At 75.3% G+C, this 13,489-nt stretch carries 14 protein-coding genes and 1 riboswitch; of the genes, 6 read left to right on the top strand and 8 right to left on the bottom strand.

The annotated features are described in order from the left end of the window. Position 1: 1 nt before the first annotated feature. The 3 genes from ACIQVD_RS01785 to ACIQVD_RS01775 form a co-directional block, all read right to left on the bottom strand. The gene (locus ACIQVD_RS01785) at positions 2–904 is read right to left on the bottom strand and encodes a trypsin-like peptidase domain-containing protein (protein ID WP_402285293.1); all 903 of its coding nucleotides are present in this window, start codon (positions 902–904) and stop codon (positions 2–4) included. Then, the gene (locus ACIQVD_RS01780) at positions 901–1,251 is read right to left on the bottom strand and encodes a CU044_2847 family protein (RefSeq protein WP_158585377.1); all 351 of its coding nucleotides are present in this window, start codon (positions 1,249–1,251) and stop codon (positions 901–903) included. Before ACIQVD_RS01780 ends, ACIQVD_RS01785 begins: the two co-directional genes overlap by 4 nt. Before the next feature lie 150 nt (positions 1,252–1,401). Continuing rightward, positions 1,402–3,339, bottom strand: a complete 1,938-nt coding sequence (locus ACIQVD_RS01775) for an anthranilate synthase family protein (RefSeq protein WP_402285291.1) — start codon at positions 3,337–3,339, stop codon at positions 1,402–1,404. A 302-nt stretch (positions 3,340–3,641) separates the two neighbouring features. On the opposite strand from ACIQVD_RS01775, the gene ACIQVD_RS01770 reads away from it, so the two are divergent. Then, positions 3,642–4,973, top strand: coding sequence for a class II 3-deoxy-7-phosphoheptulonate synthase (locus ACIQVD_RS01770; RefSeq protein WP_100835824.1), 1,332 nt, complete (start codon positions 3,642–3,644; stop codon positions 4,971–4,973). 147 nt (positions 4,974–5,120) lie between these two features. Continuing rightward, positions 5,121–5,384 (top strand): bacterioferritin-associated ferredoxin, encoded by a 264-nt coding sequence (locus tag ACIQVD_RS01765; protein WP_100835823.1) that lies wholly within the window; start codon positions 5,121–5,123, stop codon positions 5,382–5,384. A gap of 18 nt (positions 5,385–5,402) precedes the next feature. Here the strand turns inward: ACIQVD_RS01765 and bfr are convergent, their stop codons facing one another. Then, positions 5,403–5,885 (bottom strand): bacterioferritin, encoded by a 483-nt coding sequence (bfr, locus tag ACIQVD_RS01760; RefSeq protein ID WP_100835822.1) that lies wholly within the window; start codon positions 5,883–5,885, stop codon positions 5,403–5,405. Between the two features lie 298 nt (positions 5,886–6,183). Between bfr and ACIQVD_RS01755 the strand changes: the two genes are divergently transcribed. Next, positions 6,184–6,813 (top strand): sulfite oxidase-like oxidoreductase, encoded by a 630-nt coding sequence (locus ACIQVD_RS01755; protein WP_400688449.1) that lies wholly within the window; start codon positions 6,184–6,186, stop codon positions 6,811–6,813. A 40-nt stretch (positions 6,814–6,853) separates the two neighbouring features. Here the strand turns inward: ACIQVD_RS01755 and pknB are convergent, their stop codons facing one another. From pknB to thiO, 4 genes are all read right to left on the bottom strand, one after another. Beyond that, the gene (gene pknB / locus ACIQVD_RS01750; RefSeq protein WP_402285838.1) at positions 6,854–8,596 is read right to left on the bottom strand and encodes a Stk1 family PASTA domain-containing Ser/Thr kinase; all 1,743 of its coding nucleotides are present in this window, start codon (positions 8,594–8,596) and stop codon (positions 6,854–6,856) included. A gap of 129 nt (positions 8,597–8,725) precedes the next feature. Next, the gene (locus tag ACIQVD_RS01745) at positions 8,726–9,517 is read right to left on the bottom strand and encodes a thiazole synthase (RefSeq protein ID WP_282205476.1); all 792 of its coding nucleotides are present in this window, start codon (positions 9,515–9,517) and stop codon (positions 8,726–8,728) included. Positions 9,518–9,520: 3 nt separating this feature from the next. Then, complete coding sequence (gene thiS / locus ACIQVD_RS01740; RefSeq protein WP_400688445.1) at positions 9,521–9,730, bottom strand: sulfur carrier protein ThiS; 210 nt, start codon at positions 9,728–9,730, stop codon at positions 9,521–9,523. Then, positions 9,727–10,881, bottom strand: coding sequence for a glycine oxidase ThiO (thiO, locus tag ACIQVD_RS01735; protein ID WP_400688443.1), 1,155 nt, complete (start codon positions 10,879–10,881; stop codon positions 9,727–9,729). The genes thiS and thiO overlap by 4 nt, the downstream gene beginning before the upstream one ends. Next, a riboswitch (TPP riboswitch) is annotated at positions 10,877–10,989 on the bottom strand. Its footprint overlaps the gene before it by 5 nt. A gap of 76 nt (positions 10,990–11,065) precedes the next feature. On the opposite strand from thiO, the gene ACIQVD_RS01730 reads away from it, so the two are divergent. Genes ACIQVD_RS01730 through thiE form a run of 3 tightly spaced genes read left to right on the top strand, consistent with a single transcriptional unit; the run spans position 11,066 to position 13,301 of the window. Beyond that, positions 11,066–12,271, top strand: coding sequence for an NAD(P)/FAD-dependent oxidoreductase (locus ACIQVD_RS01730; protein ID WP_400688441.1), 1,206 nt, complete (start codon positions 11,066–11,068; stop codon positions 12,269–12,271). 20 nt (positions 12,272–12,291) lie between these two features. Further along, positions 12,292–12,657 (top strand): Rv2175c family DNA-binding protein, encoded by a 366-nt coding sequence (locus ACIQVD_RS01725; RefSeq protein WP_402285287.1) that lies wholly within the window; start codon positions 12,292–12,294, stop codon positions 12,655–12,657. A gap of 5 nt (positions 12,658–12,662) precedes the next feature. Then, positions 12,663–13,301 carry a thiamine phosphate synthase gene (gene thiE / locus ACIQVD_RS01720; protein ID WP_400688636.1) on the top strand — a complete coding sequence of 213 codons (639 nt, stop codon included), beginning with the start codon at positions 12,663–12,665 and terminating at the stop codon, positions 13,299–13,301. The last annotated feature ends 188 nt before the right edge of the window (positions 13,302–13,489 follow it).

Here is a 13,489-nt window from a genome sequence, read left to right as displayed (position 1 = left end):
CTCACTCCTCCGGGCCGGGGTCGAGCAGGGCGTCGAGCTCGTCCAGGGCCCGGTGCGGGCCGCACAGTTCGCGGGCCCCGGCGAGCAGGGCGCGCAGCGCCCGGTCGGGGCTGCGGTGGTGCAGGCAGGCGCTGGCCACGGTGCGCAGGTGCAGGGCGGCGAGCGGGTGGTACGGGACCCTGATCTCCTCGCCGGGACCCAGCCGTTCGCCGACCGCCTGGACCAGCTCCAGCCGGGCCGCCGGGTCCTGGAACAGCGCCGGGGTGCCGAGCAGCCGGGCGATCTCGCCCGCCGTCACCGCCGGGCGGGCCGCGGGCGCGGGGGCCGGGGCCGGCGCCGGGGGCAGCAGCGGCAGCAGCGCGGACAGCGGGGTGATCCAGCCGCCCGCCGGGCCGCCGCCGTCCGCGGTGGCCTTGACCACGCCGACCACCCGGCCCTGCCCGTCGACCGCCATGCTGCCGCTCAACCCGCGCTGGATCCAGCCCTGTTGGACCCGCAGCCCGAGGCCGGACGGCCCGGCGACGGCCAGCAGCGCCGACTCCGGGCCGACCTCGCCGGTCACCGGGTTGACCGCGAAGCCGTGCACCAGGACGGAGGTGTCGCCCGCCGGGTCGGCGGAGCCCAGCGGCACCGCCGGGGCGCCGGCCAGGCCGGGCGCGGTGAGCAGCGCGAGGTCCGGGGCCGGGTAGGCGGCGGCGCCGGGCGCGGGCTCGGGCGGGAACAGCCGGACGGCGCGCACCGGGTGGGCGCCGGCGCCGTGCCGGGCGGTGAGCCCCGGGCGGCCGTGCACCACGTGCGCGCAGCTGACCAGCAGGCCCGCGCCGAGGTGGAAGCCGCTGCCGAGGAAGGCCCCGTCCGGGTCGGTGAGCCGTACCGCGGCGGCGGGTGCGGTGCGCGGGCTCACTCGGCGGGGCGGTCGTCCGGCCGCTGCCAGCTCAGCCGGACCACCAGGCTCGCCTCACCGCTGGCCTCCGCCAGGACGCCGATCAGGCGGCCGGACTTCACCCCCAGGTTCAGGCCGAACTCCACCTCGAACCCGTCCGGGTCGCCCGCCTCGCGGGCCGTCTCGCGGGCCCACCGCCCGACCGCGCGCACCGTGCGCCGCACCTCGCCGAGGCTGTGGGTGACCGCGCTGGCGACCGCGCCCGCGTCCCCCGCGGCGGGCGCGGAGCCCGCCCGGACGGCGGCGTGCACGACGGTGCCGTCGTCCATGGTGATCTCGACGGTGCCGGGCCCGGACGAGTACGTCATGCATCCCCCAATTCATGACTGTGCGGCAGGTCATGAATACCAGTCAGGTTCGGTGAGATCCAGACCTTTCCGGAAGCGAGACGGAAGCGGAACGGACGGCGCGGGCGGCCCGGCCGGGCCGCCCGCGCCGTCCGTCCGCGCCCGGTGGGTTCAGCCGACGGCGGCCGCGGTGGCGGGCAGCAGGTCGGCGACGATCCGCACGCCCTCCCGGGTGAGCACCGACTCGGGGTGGAACTGGAGCCCGGCGAAGCCCGGCCCGCGCAGCGCGTGCACGTCGCCGGTGCGGGCGTCCCGGGAGAGTTCGACGCCCTCGGCGGCCAGCCGGGCGGCCGTCGCGTCGTCGCAGCGGGCGGTGAAGGTGTTGTAGAAGCCGACGGTGCGGCGGGTGCCGAACAGGTCGATCCGCTCCTGGGCGCCCTGGTACGGCACGTCCTTGCGGACCAGCGGCAGCCCGAGCCGCGCGGAGAGCAGCTGGTGGCCGAGGCAGACCGCGAGCAGCGGCGCGGTGCGGGTCCCGGTGCGGGCGGCGGTCAGCGCGTCGGCGACGACCGGGCGCAGCAGCGCCATCTTCGGGTCGGCGGGGTCGGCCGGGTCGCCGGGGCCGGGGCCGAGCAGCAGCGGACCGGGGTGGGCGGCGGCCCGTTCGCGCAGGCCGGGGGCGTCGTAGCGGAGCACGGTGACGGTGTGGCCGAGCGAGCGCAGCAGGTGGGCGAGCATCGCGGTGAAGGTGTCCTCGCCGTCGACGATCAGGGTGTCGGCGCCGGGCAGCGGTGCGGCGGGCCGCTGCATCCGCAGCCAGAACGGGGCCAGGCCGGCCCGGCGGGCGTCCAGGGCGGCCTGCACCCGGTGGTCCTCGCCGAGCCGGGGCCAGGCGGCGGACTGCCGGGCGGAGCGGGCCGGGCGGGCGCCGAGCGCGGAGAGCACGCCGGCCGCCTTGGCGTGGGTCTCGGCGACCTCGGAGTGCGGGTCGGAGTGCCGGACCAGGGTGGCGCCGACCCGGACCACCAGCGAGCCGTCGGCGGGGTCGATGTCGGCGGCCCGGATGCAGATCGGCGAGTCCAGCTGCTGGCCGCCGCTGGCGGAGCGGCCGATCAGGGCGAGCGCGCCGGAGTAGTAGCCGCGTCCGCCGCGCTCGTAGCGGTCGATCACCCGGGTGGCGTTCTGCACCGGGCTGCCGGTGACGGTGGCGGCGAACATGGTCTCCCGCAGCACCTCGCGGACGTCCAGCGAGGTGCGGCCGCGCAGCTCGTACTCGGTGTGCGCGAGGTGCGCCATCTCCTTCAGGCGCGGGCCGAGCACCTGCCCGCCGAGGTCGCCGACCGCGCACATCATCTTCAGCTCCTCGTCGACCACCATGGTGAGCTCCTCCAGCTCCTTGGGGTCGTGCAGGAACTCCAGCAGCGACCCGGCGGTCGGGCCGCCGGCCGGGTAGCGGTAGGTGCCGGAGATCGGGTTCATCACCACGGTGCCGCCGGACTGCCGGACGTGGACCTCGGGGGAGGCGCCGACCAGCACCCGGTCGCCGGTGTGCACCAGGAAGGTCCAGTAGGCGCCGCGCTCGTGCTCCAGCAGCCGCCGCAGCAGGGTGAGCGCGGTGGCGGTGGAGTACCCGGCCAGTTCGGCCCGGAAGTCGCGCCGGATCACGAAGTTGGCGCCCTCGCCGCGCCCGATCTCGTCCCGGACCACCCGGCGGACGATCTCCGCGTACTCCTCGTCGTCGAGGTCGAACTCGCCGCCGCGCAGCTCGACCGGGGCGTCGGGCAGCGCGGCCAGCACCTCGGCCAGCGGCAGCGCGTACTGCTCGGCGACGGACAGCGCCCGCAGCGGGGTGCCGTCCTGCCGGGCGGCGAAGCCGCGTTCGCGGATCTGCGCGTACGGGACGAGGGCGAGCAGGTCGTGCCGCGGGCCGTCCGCGGGGACGCCGGCGGGGACGGGCAGGTCGGCCAGGGCCGCGTGGTCGGAGACCTCGCCGATCAGCAGCTCGACGGTGTCCGGGGCGAGCCGGGGGGCGCGGCGGTGCAGCAGGGCGAAGGCCGGGGCGCCGGGGGCGGTGAGCCGGGCGAGCAGGTCGGCGGCGGTGGGGGTCACGGCTGCGGGTTTCCTTCCGGGAGGTGGCTGCGGGGTTCCGCCGCCTCCGGGAGGCCGTGACGCTGCACACACGCGCCGACGGCCGCCCCGGAGGGCGGCCGTCGTTCGTCGCTAGGGACGCGCGATCAGTGGGCCGCCCAACGGGCTGGCCCACCACCAGGAGAAGGTGTGCGTCGCGGTCACGGAGCAGACCCTAGCCCACCGGAGGGCGGCGCGGGAGGAGGCCGCGAAGTTGTCCACGACCCGTCTCACCCAGCGGGCGGCGGCACCGGTCCGCTCGCGCCACCCCGTAGCCTTGCCCTGTGACCGTGACTAACCACACCTGGCAGTCCCTGCCCGCGGCGCAGCAGCCTGAATGGCCGGACCAAGAGGCTCTGCGCAAGACCCTTGCGGAGCTCGCCTCCTATCCGCCCCTCGTCTTCGCCGGCGAGTGCGACCAGCTGCGCGCCCGGCTCGCGGCCGTCGCGCGTGGTGAGGCGTTCCTGCTCCAGGGCGGCGACTGCGCCGAGGCGTTCGACGCCGTGTCGGCCGACCAGATCCGGAACAAGCTGAAGACCCTGCTGCAGATGGCGGCGGTGCTCACCTACGCGGCGTCCGTGCCGGTGGTGAAGGTCGGCCGGATCGCCGGCCAGTACTCCAAGCCCCGTTCGAAGAGCACCGAGACCCGCGACGGCGTGACCCTGCCGACCTACCGCGGCGACTCGGTGAACGGCTTCGAGTTCACCGCCGAGGCCCGCGTCCCGGACCCGGAGCGCCTCAAGCGGATGTACAACGCCTCCGCGGCGACGCTCAACCTGGTGCGCGCCTTCACCACCGGCGGCTACGCCGACCTGCGCCAGGTGCACGCCTGGAACCAGGACTTCGTGCGCAACTCCCCGGCGGGGCAGCGCTACGAGCAGCTGGCCCGGGAGATCGACCAGGCGCTGGCCTTCATGAACGCCTGCGGGGTGGCCCCGGAGGAGTTCAAGACGGTCGAGTTCTTCTCCTCGCACGAGGCGCTGATCCTGGACTACGAGACGGCGCTGACCCGCACCGACTCGCGCACCGGCGAGCTGTACGACGTCTCCGGCCACATGGTGTGGATCGGCGAGCGCACCCGGCAGCTCGACCACGCGCACATCGAGTTCGCGTCGAAGATCCGCAACCCGATCGGCGTCAAGCTCGGCCCGACCACCACGGTGGACGAGGCGCTGACCCTGATCGACCGGCTCGACCCGGAGCGCGAGCCCGGCCGGCTCACCTTCATCACCCGGATGGGCGCGGGCAAGATCCGCGACCACCTGCCCGCCCTGGTGGAGAAGGTCACCGCGTCCGGCGCCCAGGTGGTGTGGATCACCGACCCGATGCACGGCAACACCTTCGAGGCCTCCAGCGGCCACAAGACCCGCAAGTTCGACGACGTGCTGGACGAGGTCCGGGGCTTCTTCGAGGTGCACCGCGCGCTGGGCACCCACCCGGGCGGCATCCACGTGGAGCTGACCGGAGACGACGTCACCGAGTGCGTCGGCGGCGGCGACGAGGTGCTGGTCGACGACCTGCACCAGCGCTACGAGACGGCCTGCGACCCGCGGCTGAACCGCAGCCAGTCGCTGGACCTGGCGTTCCTGGTCGCCGAGATGTACCGCGGCCAGTAGGACCGGCGGGCACCGGGGCCCCCGGTGCCGGTGTGACGAAGGCCCCTCCGCTTTCGGGTGATCCGAGGCGGAGGGGCCTTCTTCGTACCCGGAGTGCCGGGTAAGGTAAGCCTCAGCAAACCGCACCAATCGTGGAAGGGGCCGCACATGTACGTGTGCATGTGCCACGCGGTCACCGAGGCCCAGGTCAGGCAGAAGATCGACGAGGGGGCCAGCACCCCGCGCCAGATAGCCCAGGGCTGCAAGGCCGGCACCGACTGCGGTTCCTGCGTGCGGCGCATCCAGGCGCTGCTCGGCGAGCACGGCGCCCGCCCCTGCCCCACCGCCCGGCTGGCCGAGCGGCTCGGCCTGGCCGACCCGGCCGCCGCGGCCCCCGGCGCCGCCCCGAGCCGGGCGCCGAAGGCCGCCTAGCGGCCGGGCCGTCCCGGTTCAGCTGCTCTCGGGCTGCTCGATCAGCTGCGCGATGTAGAGCGCCTCGCCGAGCTTGTCCAGCAGCTCCAGCTGGGTGTCCAGGTAGTCGATGTGGTGCTCCTCGTCGGCGAGGATGTCCTCGAAGATGTTCGCCGAGGTGACGTCGTTCTTGGCGCGCATCACCACGATCCCGCGGCGCAGCCGGTCGATCGCCTCGACCTCGACCTGCCGGTCGGCCTCGAACATCTCCTTGACGGTCTGCCCGATCCGGACGTGGAACAGCCGCTGGTAGTTCGGCAGGCCGTCCAGGAAGAGGATCCGGTCGGTCAGGATCTCGGCGTGCTTCATCTCGTCGAAGGACTCGTGCCGGGTGTACTTGGCGAGCTTGGTCCAGCCGAAGTTCTCCTGCATCTTCGCGTGCAGGAAGTACTGGTTGATGGCGGTGAGTTCGGCCGTCAACTGCTCGTTGAGGAACTCGATGACCTCGGGGTCGCCCTGCATGGCCTGCCTTCCTGTCCGCATTCCGGTCGGTGTCCGGATGCCCCGAATCGTGGCAGTTGAACGGGTGCACTTCCAGTAAGTTCACGCTTACAGCCGCCGCGCCGACGGGTTTTCCCGACCGCCCCGCACCGCGCTGACCTGCGGTGACGGCGGGCTGATTGGGCCGTTCGGCGGTATCTGGCCCGAACGCGTGCGCGGATTCCCGGTTTCGTGCCCCCCTCCGGCGGGACGCATTTCCCCGGGGGCGCGCGACGGGGGCGCGCGCGATTCGCCGCCCGCCGTCTGTCACCATGGGGGCATGGGTCAGCACCAGCCGGAACCGCAGCCGCCGACTGACCCGAGGCTCCCCCCGGGGCAGCGCCCGCAGCGCGGCTGGCCCGTGCTGCACTACGGGCCGGTGCCCCGGTTCAAGCCGCTGAGCTGGGACTTCCAGGTGTTCGGGGCCACCGCCGACGCGGAGAAGGCCGGATGGGACTTCGCCGCCTTCCACGCCCTGCCCAAGACCACCGTCCGCGGCGACCTGCACTGCGTCACCAAGTTCTCGATGCTCGGCAACACCTGGACCGGCGTCGCCGCCGAGACCGTGCTCGACCTCGTCCCGCCCGACCCGACCGTCACCCACGTGATGGTCTGGGCCGAGTACGGCTACAGCGCCAACCTGCGGCTCGCCGACTTCGCCGACCCGGCCACCGTCTTCGCCACCCACCACGACGGCCGCCCGCTCACCCTCGAACACGGCTTCCCGGTCCGCCTGGTGGTGCCCCACCTGTACGCCTGGAAGGGCCCCAAGTGGGTGCGCGCCGTCGAGTACATGCGGGCCGACCGGCGCGGCTTCTGGGAGGAGCGCGGCTACCACAACCTGGCCGACCCGTGGCGCGAGCAGCGCTACTCCTACCAGGAGCGGCCCGGGGAGGGCCCGCTGCGCTGAGCGGACCCCGCGCCCGGAACGGCCGGCGCGGCCGGCGCGGTCAGAACAGGCTGACGCTGATCGTCACGGTGCTGCCCTGCTTGCCCGGCGTGTTCGCCGCCGGGGACTGGCCGGTGACCTTGCCGATCGGGATCAGCCCGGAGACCTGCGGCACGAACCCGGCGTCCTGGAGGGCCTTCGAGGCGTCCTCCCTGCTCATCCCGGTGACGTCCGGCACCAGGTGCATGCCCTTGGAGACGGTCAGCGCCACCGCCGAGCCGGGCGACAGGCCGCCGCCCGCCGCCGGGTCGGTGGAGATCACCGAGCCCTTGGGCACGCTGTCGCTGAACTGCTCGCCGGTCGCGCCCGCCACCAGCCGGGCCCCCTCCAGCGCCTTGACGGCGTCCGCCAGCGGGCGGCCCGCCACGTCCGGCACCCCGACCCGCTCGGGGCCGCGCGAGAGCAGCACCTTGACCGAGTCGCTCTTGCGGACCCGGGCGCCCACCCCCGGATCGGTGGAGATCACCTGCCCGGCCGCCACCGACTCGCTGAACTGCTCGCTGAACGCCCCGTGCAGGCCCTGCCCGTCCAGCGTCGCCGACGCCTGCTCCCGGCTCTGCCCCAGCACGCTCGGCACCGTCGCGTACACCGCGTTGGACAGCGTGTACGTCACCGCGCCGACCACCAGCAGCACCACCACCAGCACCGCCGTCCAGACCGCCGGGTGCCGGCCGAAGCCCGGACGGCGGGTCCGGCGCGGACGGCGGGCCCGCGCCGGGGCGTCGTCCTCCGCCGCCGGGCGCACCGGCGGCAGCAGCTCCGGCGGGACCTCCAGCACGCTGGTGCGCTCCAGCGCCGGGGCCTGCGGGAGCACCGCGGTGGCCTCGCCCGGGCTGTGGCGCGGGGTGGGCCGGGTCGAGGCGGGCGGCTCGGCGTCCAGCTCGGCGTCCGGCAGCGAGCGGCGGGCCCGCTGCACCGCGGCCAGCAGCTCCACCGCGTCCCACGGCCGGGCCAGCGGGTCGCGGGCGGTCGCGGCGGCCACTATCGCGTCCAGCTCCGGACCCACCGCGGGGGCGGTCCGGGACGGCGGCGGGACGTCCTCGTGCAGGTGGAGGTACATCACCTGGGCGGCGTTCTCCCCGGTGTGCGGCTTGCCGCCGGTCAGCATCTCGAACAGCAGGATGCCCGCCGCGTAGACGTCCACCCGCTGGTCGGTGGGCTCCTGGCGGATCTGCTCCGGCGCCAGGTACGAGACGGTGCCCAGCAGCTGCCCGGCCTCGGTGCCGGAGGTGACGGCCGAGTCGGCGCCCGCCAGCACCCGGACCAGGCCGAAGTCGGCGACCTTCACCAGGCCGGTGTCGGTGATCAGCACGTTCTCCGGCTTGACGTCCCGGTGCACCAGACCGGCCCGGTGCGCCGCGCCGAGCGCCGCCAGCACCGGCTCCAGCACGTCCAGCGCGGCCCGCACCGACAGCGCCCCGCGGTCGCGCAGCACGTCGCGCAGGTTCCGGCCGGGGACGTACTCCATGGCCATGAACACGGCCCGCGGGTCGGCGCCCTGGTCCAGCACGTTCACCACGTTCGGGTGCGCGAGCCGGGCCACCGCCTTGGCCTCCCGGATGAAGCGCGCGGTGAAGTCGGCGTCCCCGATCAGCGAGGGGTGCATCAGCTTCAGCGCCACCGTCCGGTCCAGCCGGGTGTCGGTGCCCCGGTAGACGGTCGCCATGCCGCCCACCGCGATCCGCTGCTCAATCCGGTAGCGGCCGTCGAGCAGCACGCCGTGCAGGGGGTCGTCGAGGGTCATGTCCACCCGAGGAGTCTAGGGGCCGGACCGGTCACCCACCGGGAGGGGCCGGATGTCGGGGCGGATCGGCGAACCGCCCCGACCACGGGGACGCCCCCCGGCGGTGGCCGGTTCGCCCCCGGGCGGGCGTCAGAACGCCGGGCGCTCCCGGGTGTCGGCCAGGCCCGCGCCGGGGGAGGACGCCTCGGCGTAGTAGCGGCGCGGGATCCGGCCCGCCCGGTGGGCCAGCCGGCCCGCCTCGACCGCCTTGCGCATCGCCTCCGCCATCAGCACCGGGTCCTGCGCGCGGGTCACCGCGGAGGCCAGCATGACGGCGGAGCAGCCGAGTTCCATCGCCAGCGCGACGTCGCTGGCGGTGCCCGCGCCCGCGTCCAGCACCACCGGGACGCCCGCCGCCTCCACGATCAGCTGGAAGTTGTGCGGGTTGCGGATGCCCAGGCCGGAGCCGATCGGCGAGCCCAGCGGCATGATCGCCGCGCAGCCCACGTCCTCCAGCTTGCGGGCCAGCACCGGGTCGTCGTTGGTGTACGGCAGCACGGTGAAGCCGTCGTCGACCAGCGTCTCGGCGGCGTCCAGCAGCTCGATCGGGTCGGGCAGCAGGGTCCGCTCGTCGGCGATCACCTCCAGTTTCACCCAGTCGGTGCCGAGCGCCTCGCGGGCCAGCCGGGCGGTCAGCACGGCCTCGCCCGCGGTGTAGCAGCCCGCGGTGTTGGGCAGCACCCGGATGCCGTTGCGGGAGAGCACCTCCAGGACGGAGCCCTGGGTGGCGGTGTCGACCCGGCGCATCGCCACCGTGGTCAGCTCGGTGCCGGAGACCTTCAGCGCCTGCTCCAGCACCTCCAGGCTGGGGGCGCCGCCGGTGCCCATGATCAGGCGGGAGGAGAAGGTGGTGCCGGCGATGACCAGCGCGTCGTCCGCCATGGTTCAGCCTCCCTGGACGGCGGTGAGGATCTCGACCCGGTCGCCCTCGCCGAGCGCCGTGGCGGGCCACGAACTGCGCGGCACCACCGCCTCGTTGACGGCGGCGGCGACGCCGGTGTTGGCGGCCGACAGCTCGGCCACCACCACGTCCAGCGTGGTGGCGGCGGGCAGGGTGCGCGGCGCGCCGTTGACGGTCAGGGCGATGGTGTTCATGCGGGGACCTTCGGGGTGAAGCGGCGGGGGGTGAAGTCGGCGGCCAGGGCGGGGAGTTCCCCGGTGGCCAGGTAGTCGGCGAGCAGGTCGGCGGTGACCGGGGTGAGCAGCACGCCGTTGCGGTAGTGCCCGGTCGCGGCGACCAGGCCGTCCAGCGCGGTGGGGCCGAGCAGCGGCGCGTTGTCGGGGGAGCCGGGGCGCAGGCCCGCGCAGGTCTCCACCAGCGGCAACTCGGTGATGCCCGGGACGAGTTCGTGCGCGTCCCGGAGCAGCTCGTAGACGCCGCCCGCGGTGACGGTGGTGTCGTGGCCCTGCTCCTCGGTGGTCGCGCCGACCACCAGCTCGCCGTCGGCCCGCGGCACCAGGTACAGGTGCTGCCCGCGCACCACGGCCCGCACGTTGCGGGACAGGAACGGCGCGTACCGCCCGGGGATCCGCAGCCGCAGCACCTGGCCCTTGACCGGGCGGATCGCCGGCAGCACCCCCGGCGGCAGGCCCGGCAGCAGGTGGCTGCGCGAACCGCCGGCCAGCACGGTGCGCCCCGCCGTCAGCCGCTCCCCGTCCGACAGCCGGACGCCCGCCGCCCGCCCGCCCTCGACCAGCAGCTCGGCGGCCTCGGCCCGGTGGAACACCACGCCCAGCCGCTCCCCGGCGGCGACCAGCGCGGCGGCCAGCCGGCGGCCGTCCACCTGGTGGTCCGCGGCGACGTGCAGGCCGCCGCGCACGCCCGGGGCCAGCATCGGCTCCAGCCGGCGGCACTCCCGGCCGGTCAGCCACTCCGAGGCCAGGCCCAACCGGCCGTGGAAGGCGTGCAGTTCGCGCAGCTCCGCCCGGTCGTCGGCGTCCAGCGCGACGGCCAGCGTGCCGGTCTGCCGGTAGCCGGTGTCCAGCCCGGTCAGCTCGGTCAGCTCGGCGGCGAACGCGGCGTACCGCTCGTTCGACGCCAGGCCCAGGCGCAGCAACGGCTCCTCGCCGTACTGCAGTTCGGTGACGGGGGCGAGCATGCCCGCGGCGACCTGCGCCGCGCCGCCGCCCGGGTGCGGGTCGACCACCGCGACCGACAGGCCGCGCTGCGCGGCGCGCCAGGCGACCCCGAGGCCGATGATGCCCCCGCCGACCACCAGCACGTCCAACGCGCGGGAAGGTGCCACAGCGGCTGATTCTCCCTTCGCCGGCATGACCCGGATCAGGTTCGGACGGTCGCGGGCCGCCACAGCCCGCCTCTCAGCCCGGTGCACCGGGCTCCCGTGTGACGTAGTACCTCCACCTTAACGCCGGGCCGACCGGCACCCGAAGGCGCGTGCGCGGGGTGACCGCCCGCCGCCCCTGGGTAGGGTGGGCGCCGTGGCTGAGCTGAAGGCAACGGACCGGGTCGTCGTGGTCGGCGCGGGCATGGCGGGCGCCCAGACCGCCCTCAACCTGCGGCAGGGCGGCTGGCAGGGCCCGCTCGCCCTGGTCGGGGAGGAACTCCACCTCCCCTACGACCGCCCCCCGCTCTCCAAGGACGTGCTGCTCGGCAAGGCCGACGCCACCGCCTTCGAGATCGACTGGCACGGCCTCGGCGTCGACCTGCTCACCGGCCGCCGCGCCACCGGCCTCGCCCCGGGCGTCCTGCGCACCGACCGCGGCGAACTGCCCTACGACGCCCTGGTGATCGCCACCGGCGCCGCCCCCCGCACCCTGCCCCAGCTGCCCGGCGCCCGCACCCTGCGCACCGTCGACGACGCCCACGCGCTGCGCGCCGCGCTCACCCCCGGCCGCCGGATCGTGCTGGTCGGCGCCGGCTGGATCGGCGCCGAGACCGCCACCGTCGCCCGCGGACTCGGCTGCGAGGTCACCGTGGTCGAGGCCGCCGCCACCCCGCTGGCCGGCGCGCTGCCCGCCGAACTCGGCGCCCTGATGGCCGACTGGTACGCCGCCGCCGGCGTCGACCTGCGCTGCGGCGCCGCCGTCGCCGGAGCCGCCGACGGCGGGGTGCTGCTCGCCGACGGCACCCACCTGCCCGCCGACGAGGTCGTGGTCGGCGTCGGCGCCCGCCCCGCCACCGACTGGCTGGTCGGCGGCCCGCTCGCCCTCGCCCCCGACGGCACCGTCCCGGTCGACGACCGGCTGCGCACCGCCCTGCCCGGCGTCCTCGCGGCCGGCGACTGCGCCTCCTACCCCTCCGCCCGCGCCGGCACCCGGCTCGCCGTCCAGCACTGGGACCACGCCCTGCACTCCGGCGCCGCCGCCGCGGCCGCCCTGCTCGGCACCCTCGACGCCCCGTACGACCCCGTCCCGTACTTCTGGTCCGAGCAGTTCGGCCGCATGGTCCAGTACGCCGGCCGCCACGCCGGGGCCGACCACCTGCTCTGGCGCGGCTCCCCGTCCGAGGCCGACTGGACGGTGCTGTGGCTGCGCGACGGCGCCCTGGTCGCCCTGCTCGCCGTCGACCGGCCGCGCGACCTGGCCCAGGGCCGCCGCCTGATCGAGCGCGCCGCGCCGCTCGACCCGGCGCGCGCCGCCGACCCGGCCGTCCAGCTGAAGGCCGCGGCGCGGTAGCCGGTGGGTAGGCTGGGGCCGTGAGCGAGATTGATCCCAAGATTGACGCCCTGGTCCCCGCGTGGCTGTACCTGCCCGACATCTCCGAGCGGTGGGGCGTGGTGATCACCGAAGTCCGCGCCATGGTGAAGAACCGCACCCTGCTGGCCGTCCGCCGCGGCCCCAACAACTCCCTACAGGTCCCCGCCGACTTCATCGAGGACGACGGCCCGGTCAAGCACCTGGTCGGCACCCTCACCGTGCTGCGCGACTCCGGCTTCTCCGACCATGAGATCCTGGAGTGGATGTTCACCGAGGACGACTCCCTGCCCGGCAGCCCGATCCAGGCCCTGCGCGAGAACCGCGCCACCGAGGTCAAGCGCCGCGCCCAGGCCATGGCCCTGTGACGGCCGTGCCCACCGCCCGGGAGCGGCTGGCCGACGCCCGGCTCTACCTCTGCACCGACGCCCGCCGCGAGCAGGGCGACCTGCCCGCGTTCCTGGACGCGGTGCTCGCCAACGGCGTCGACATCGTCCAGCTCCGCGACAAGGGCCTGGAGGCCCGGCAGGAACTGGAGTACCTGGAGGTCTTCGCCGACGCGGCCCGCCGCCACGGCAAGCTGCTCGCCGTCAACGACCGCGCCGACGTCGCGTACGGCGCCCGGCCCGACGTGCTGCACCTCGGCCAGGACGACCTGCCGGTCCGCGTCGCCCGCCGCATCCTCGGCGAGGACGTGCTGATCGGCCGCTCCTGCCACAGCGCGGACGAGGTCGACACCGCGATCACCGAACCCGGCGTCGACTACTTCTGCACCGGCCCGGTCTGGCCCACCCCCACCAAGCCCGGCCGCCCCGCCCCCGGCCTCGACCTGGTCCGCCACGCCGCCGCGCGGCACCCCGAACGCCCCTGGTTCGCGATCGGCGGCATCGACACCGCCAACCTCGACCAGGTCCTGGCCGCGGGCGCCACCCGGATCGTCGTCGTCCGCGCCCTCACCGCCGCCGAAGACCCGGCCACCGCCGCCGCCACCCTCGCCGCCCGCCTCCACTGACGCCCTCCCGGCCGGGAAAGCACCCCCACACCCCCGTGCCCTGACAGGGGCGCGGGGAACTGCGTGGGTCGGGGGGCACCTCGGCAAGATCCGGGCGTCACGGGGTGGTCCCGCTCCCGGTCGGGAGCCGTGCCGGAGGCGTTCGCACTCCGTGCGGGCTGCGCGCGGTATGAGGGCGGCCGGGAAAG

Origin of the sequence: Kitasatospora sp. NPDC090308, assembly GCF_044769485.1 — a bacterium.
GTDB lineage: Bacteria > Actinomycetota > Actinomycetes > Streptomycetales > Streptomycetaceae > Kitasatospora > Kitasatospora fiedleri.
The sequence above is the reverse complement of the archived record's forward strand: the minus strand, read 5'-3'. Positions and strand labels throughout refer to the sequence as shown.

Excerpts from the sequence above, each read along its gene's own strand:
- ACIQVD_RS01780 (WP_158585377.1), bottom strand. The coding sequence starts at position 1,251 with ATGACGTACTCGTCCGGGCCCGGCACCGTCGAGATCACCATGGACGAC.
- ACIQVD_RS01765 (WP_100835823.1), top strand. The coding sequence starts at position 5,121 with ATGTACGTGTGCATGTGCCACGCGGTCACCGAGGCCCAGGTCAGGCAG.
- bfr (WP_100835822.1), bottom strand. The coding sequence starts at position 5,885 with ATGCAGGGCGACCCCGAGGTCATCGAGTTCCTCAACGAGCAGTTGACG.
- ACIQVD_RS01755 (WP_400688449.1), top strand. The coding sequence starts at position 6,184 with ATGGGTCAGCACCAGCCGGAACCGCAGCCGCCGACTGACCCGAGGCTC.
- pknB (WP_402285838.1), bottom strand. The coding sequence starts at position 8,596 with ATGACCCTCGACGACCCCCTGCACGGCGTGCTGCTCGACGGCCGCTAC.
- ACIQVD_RS01745 (WP_282205476.1), bottom strand. The coding sequence starts at position 9,517 with ATGGCGGACGACGCGCTGGTCATCGCCGGCACCACCTTCTCCTCCCGC.
- thiS (WP_400688445.1), bottom strand. The coding sequence starts at position 9,730 with ATGAACACCATCGCCCTGACCGTCAACGGCGCGCCGCGCACCCTGCCC.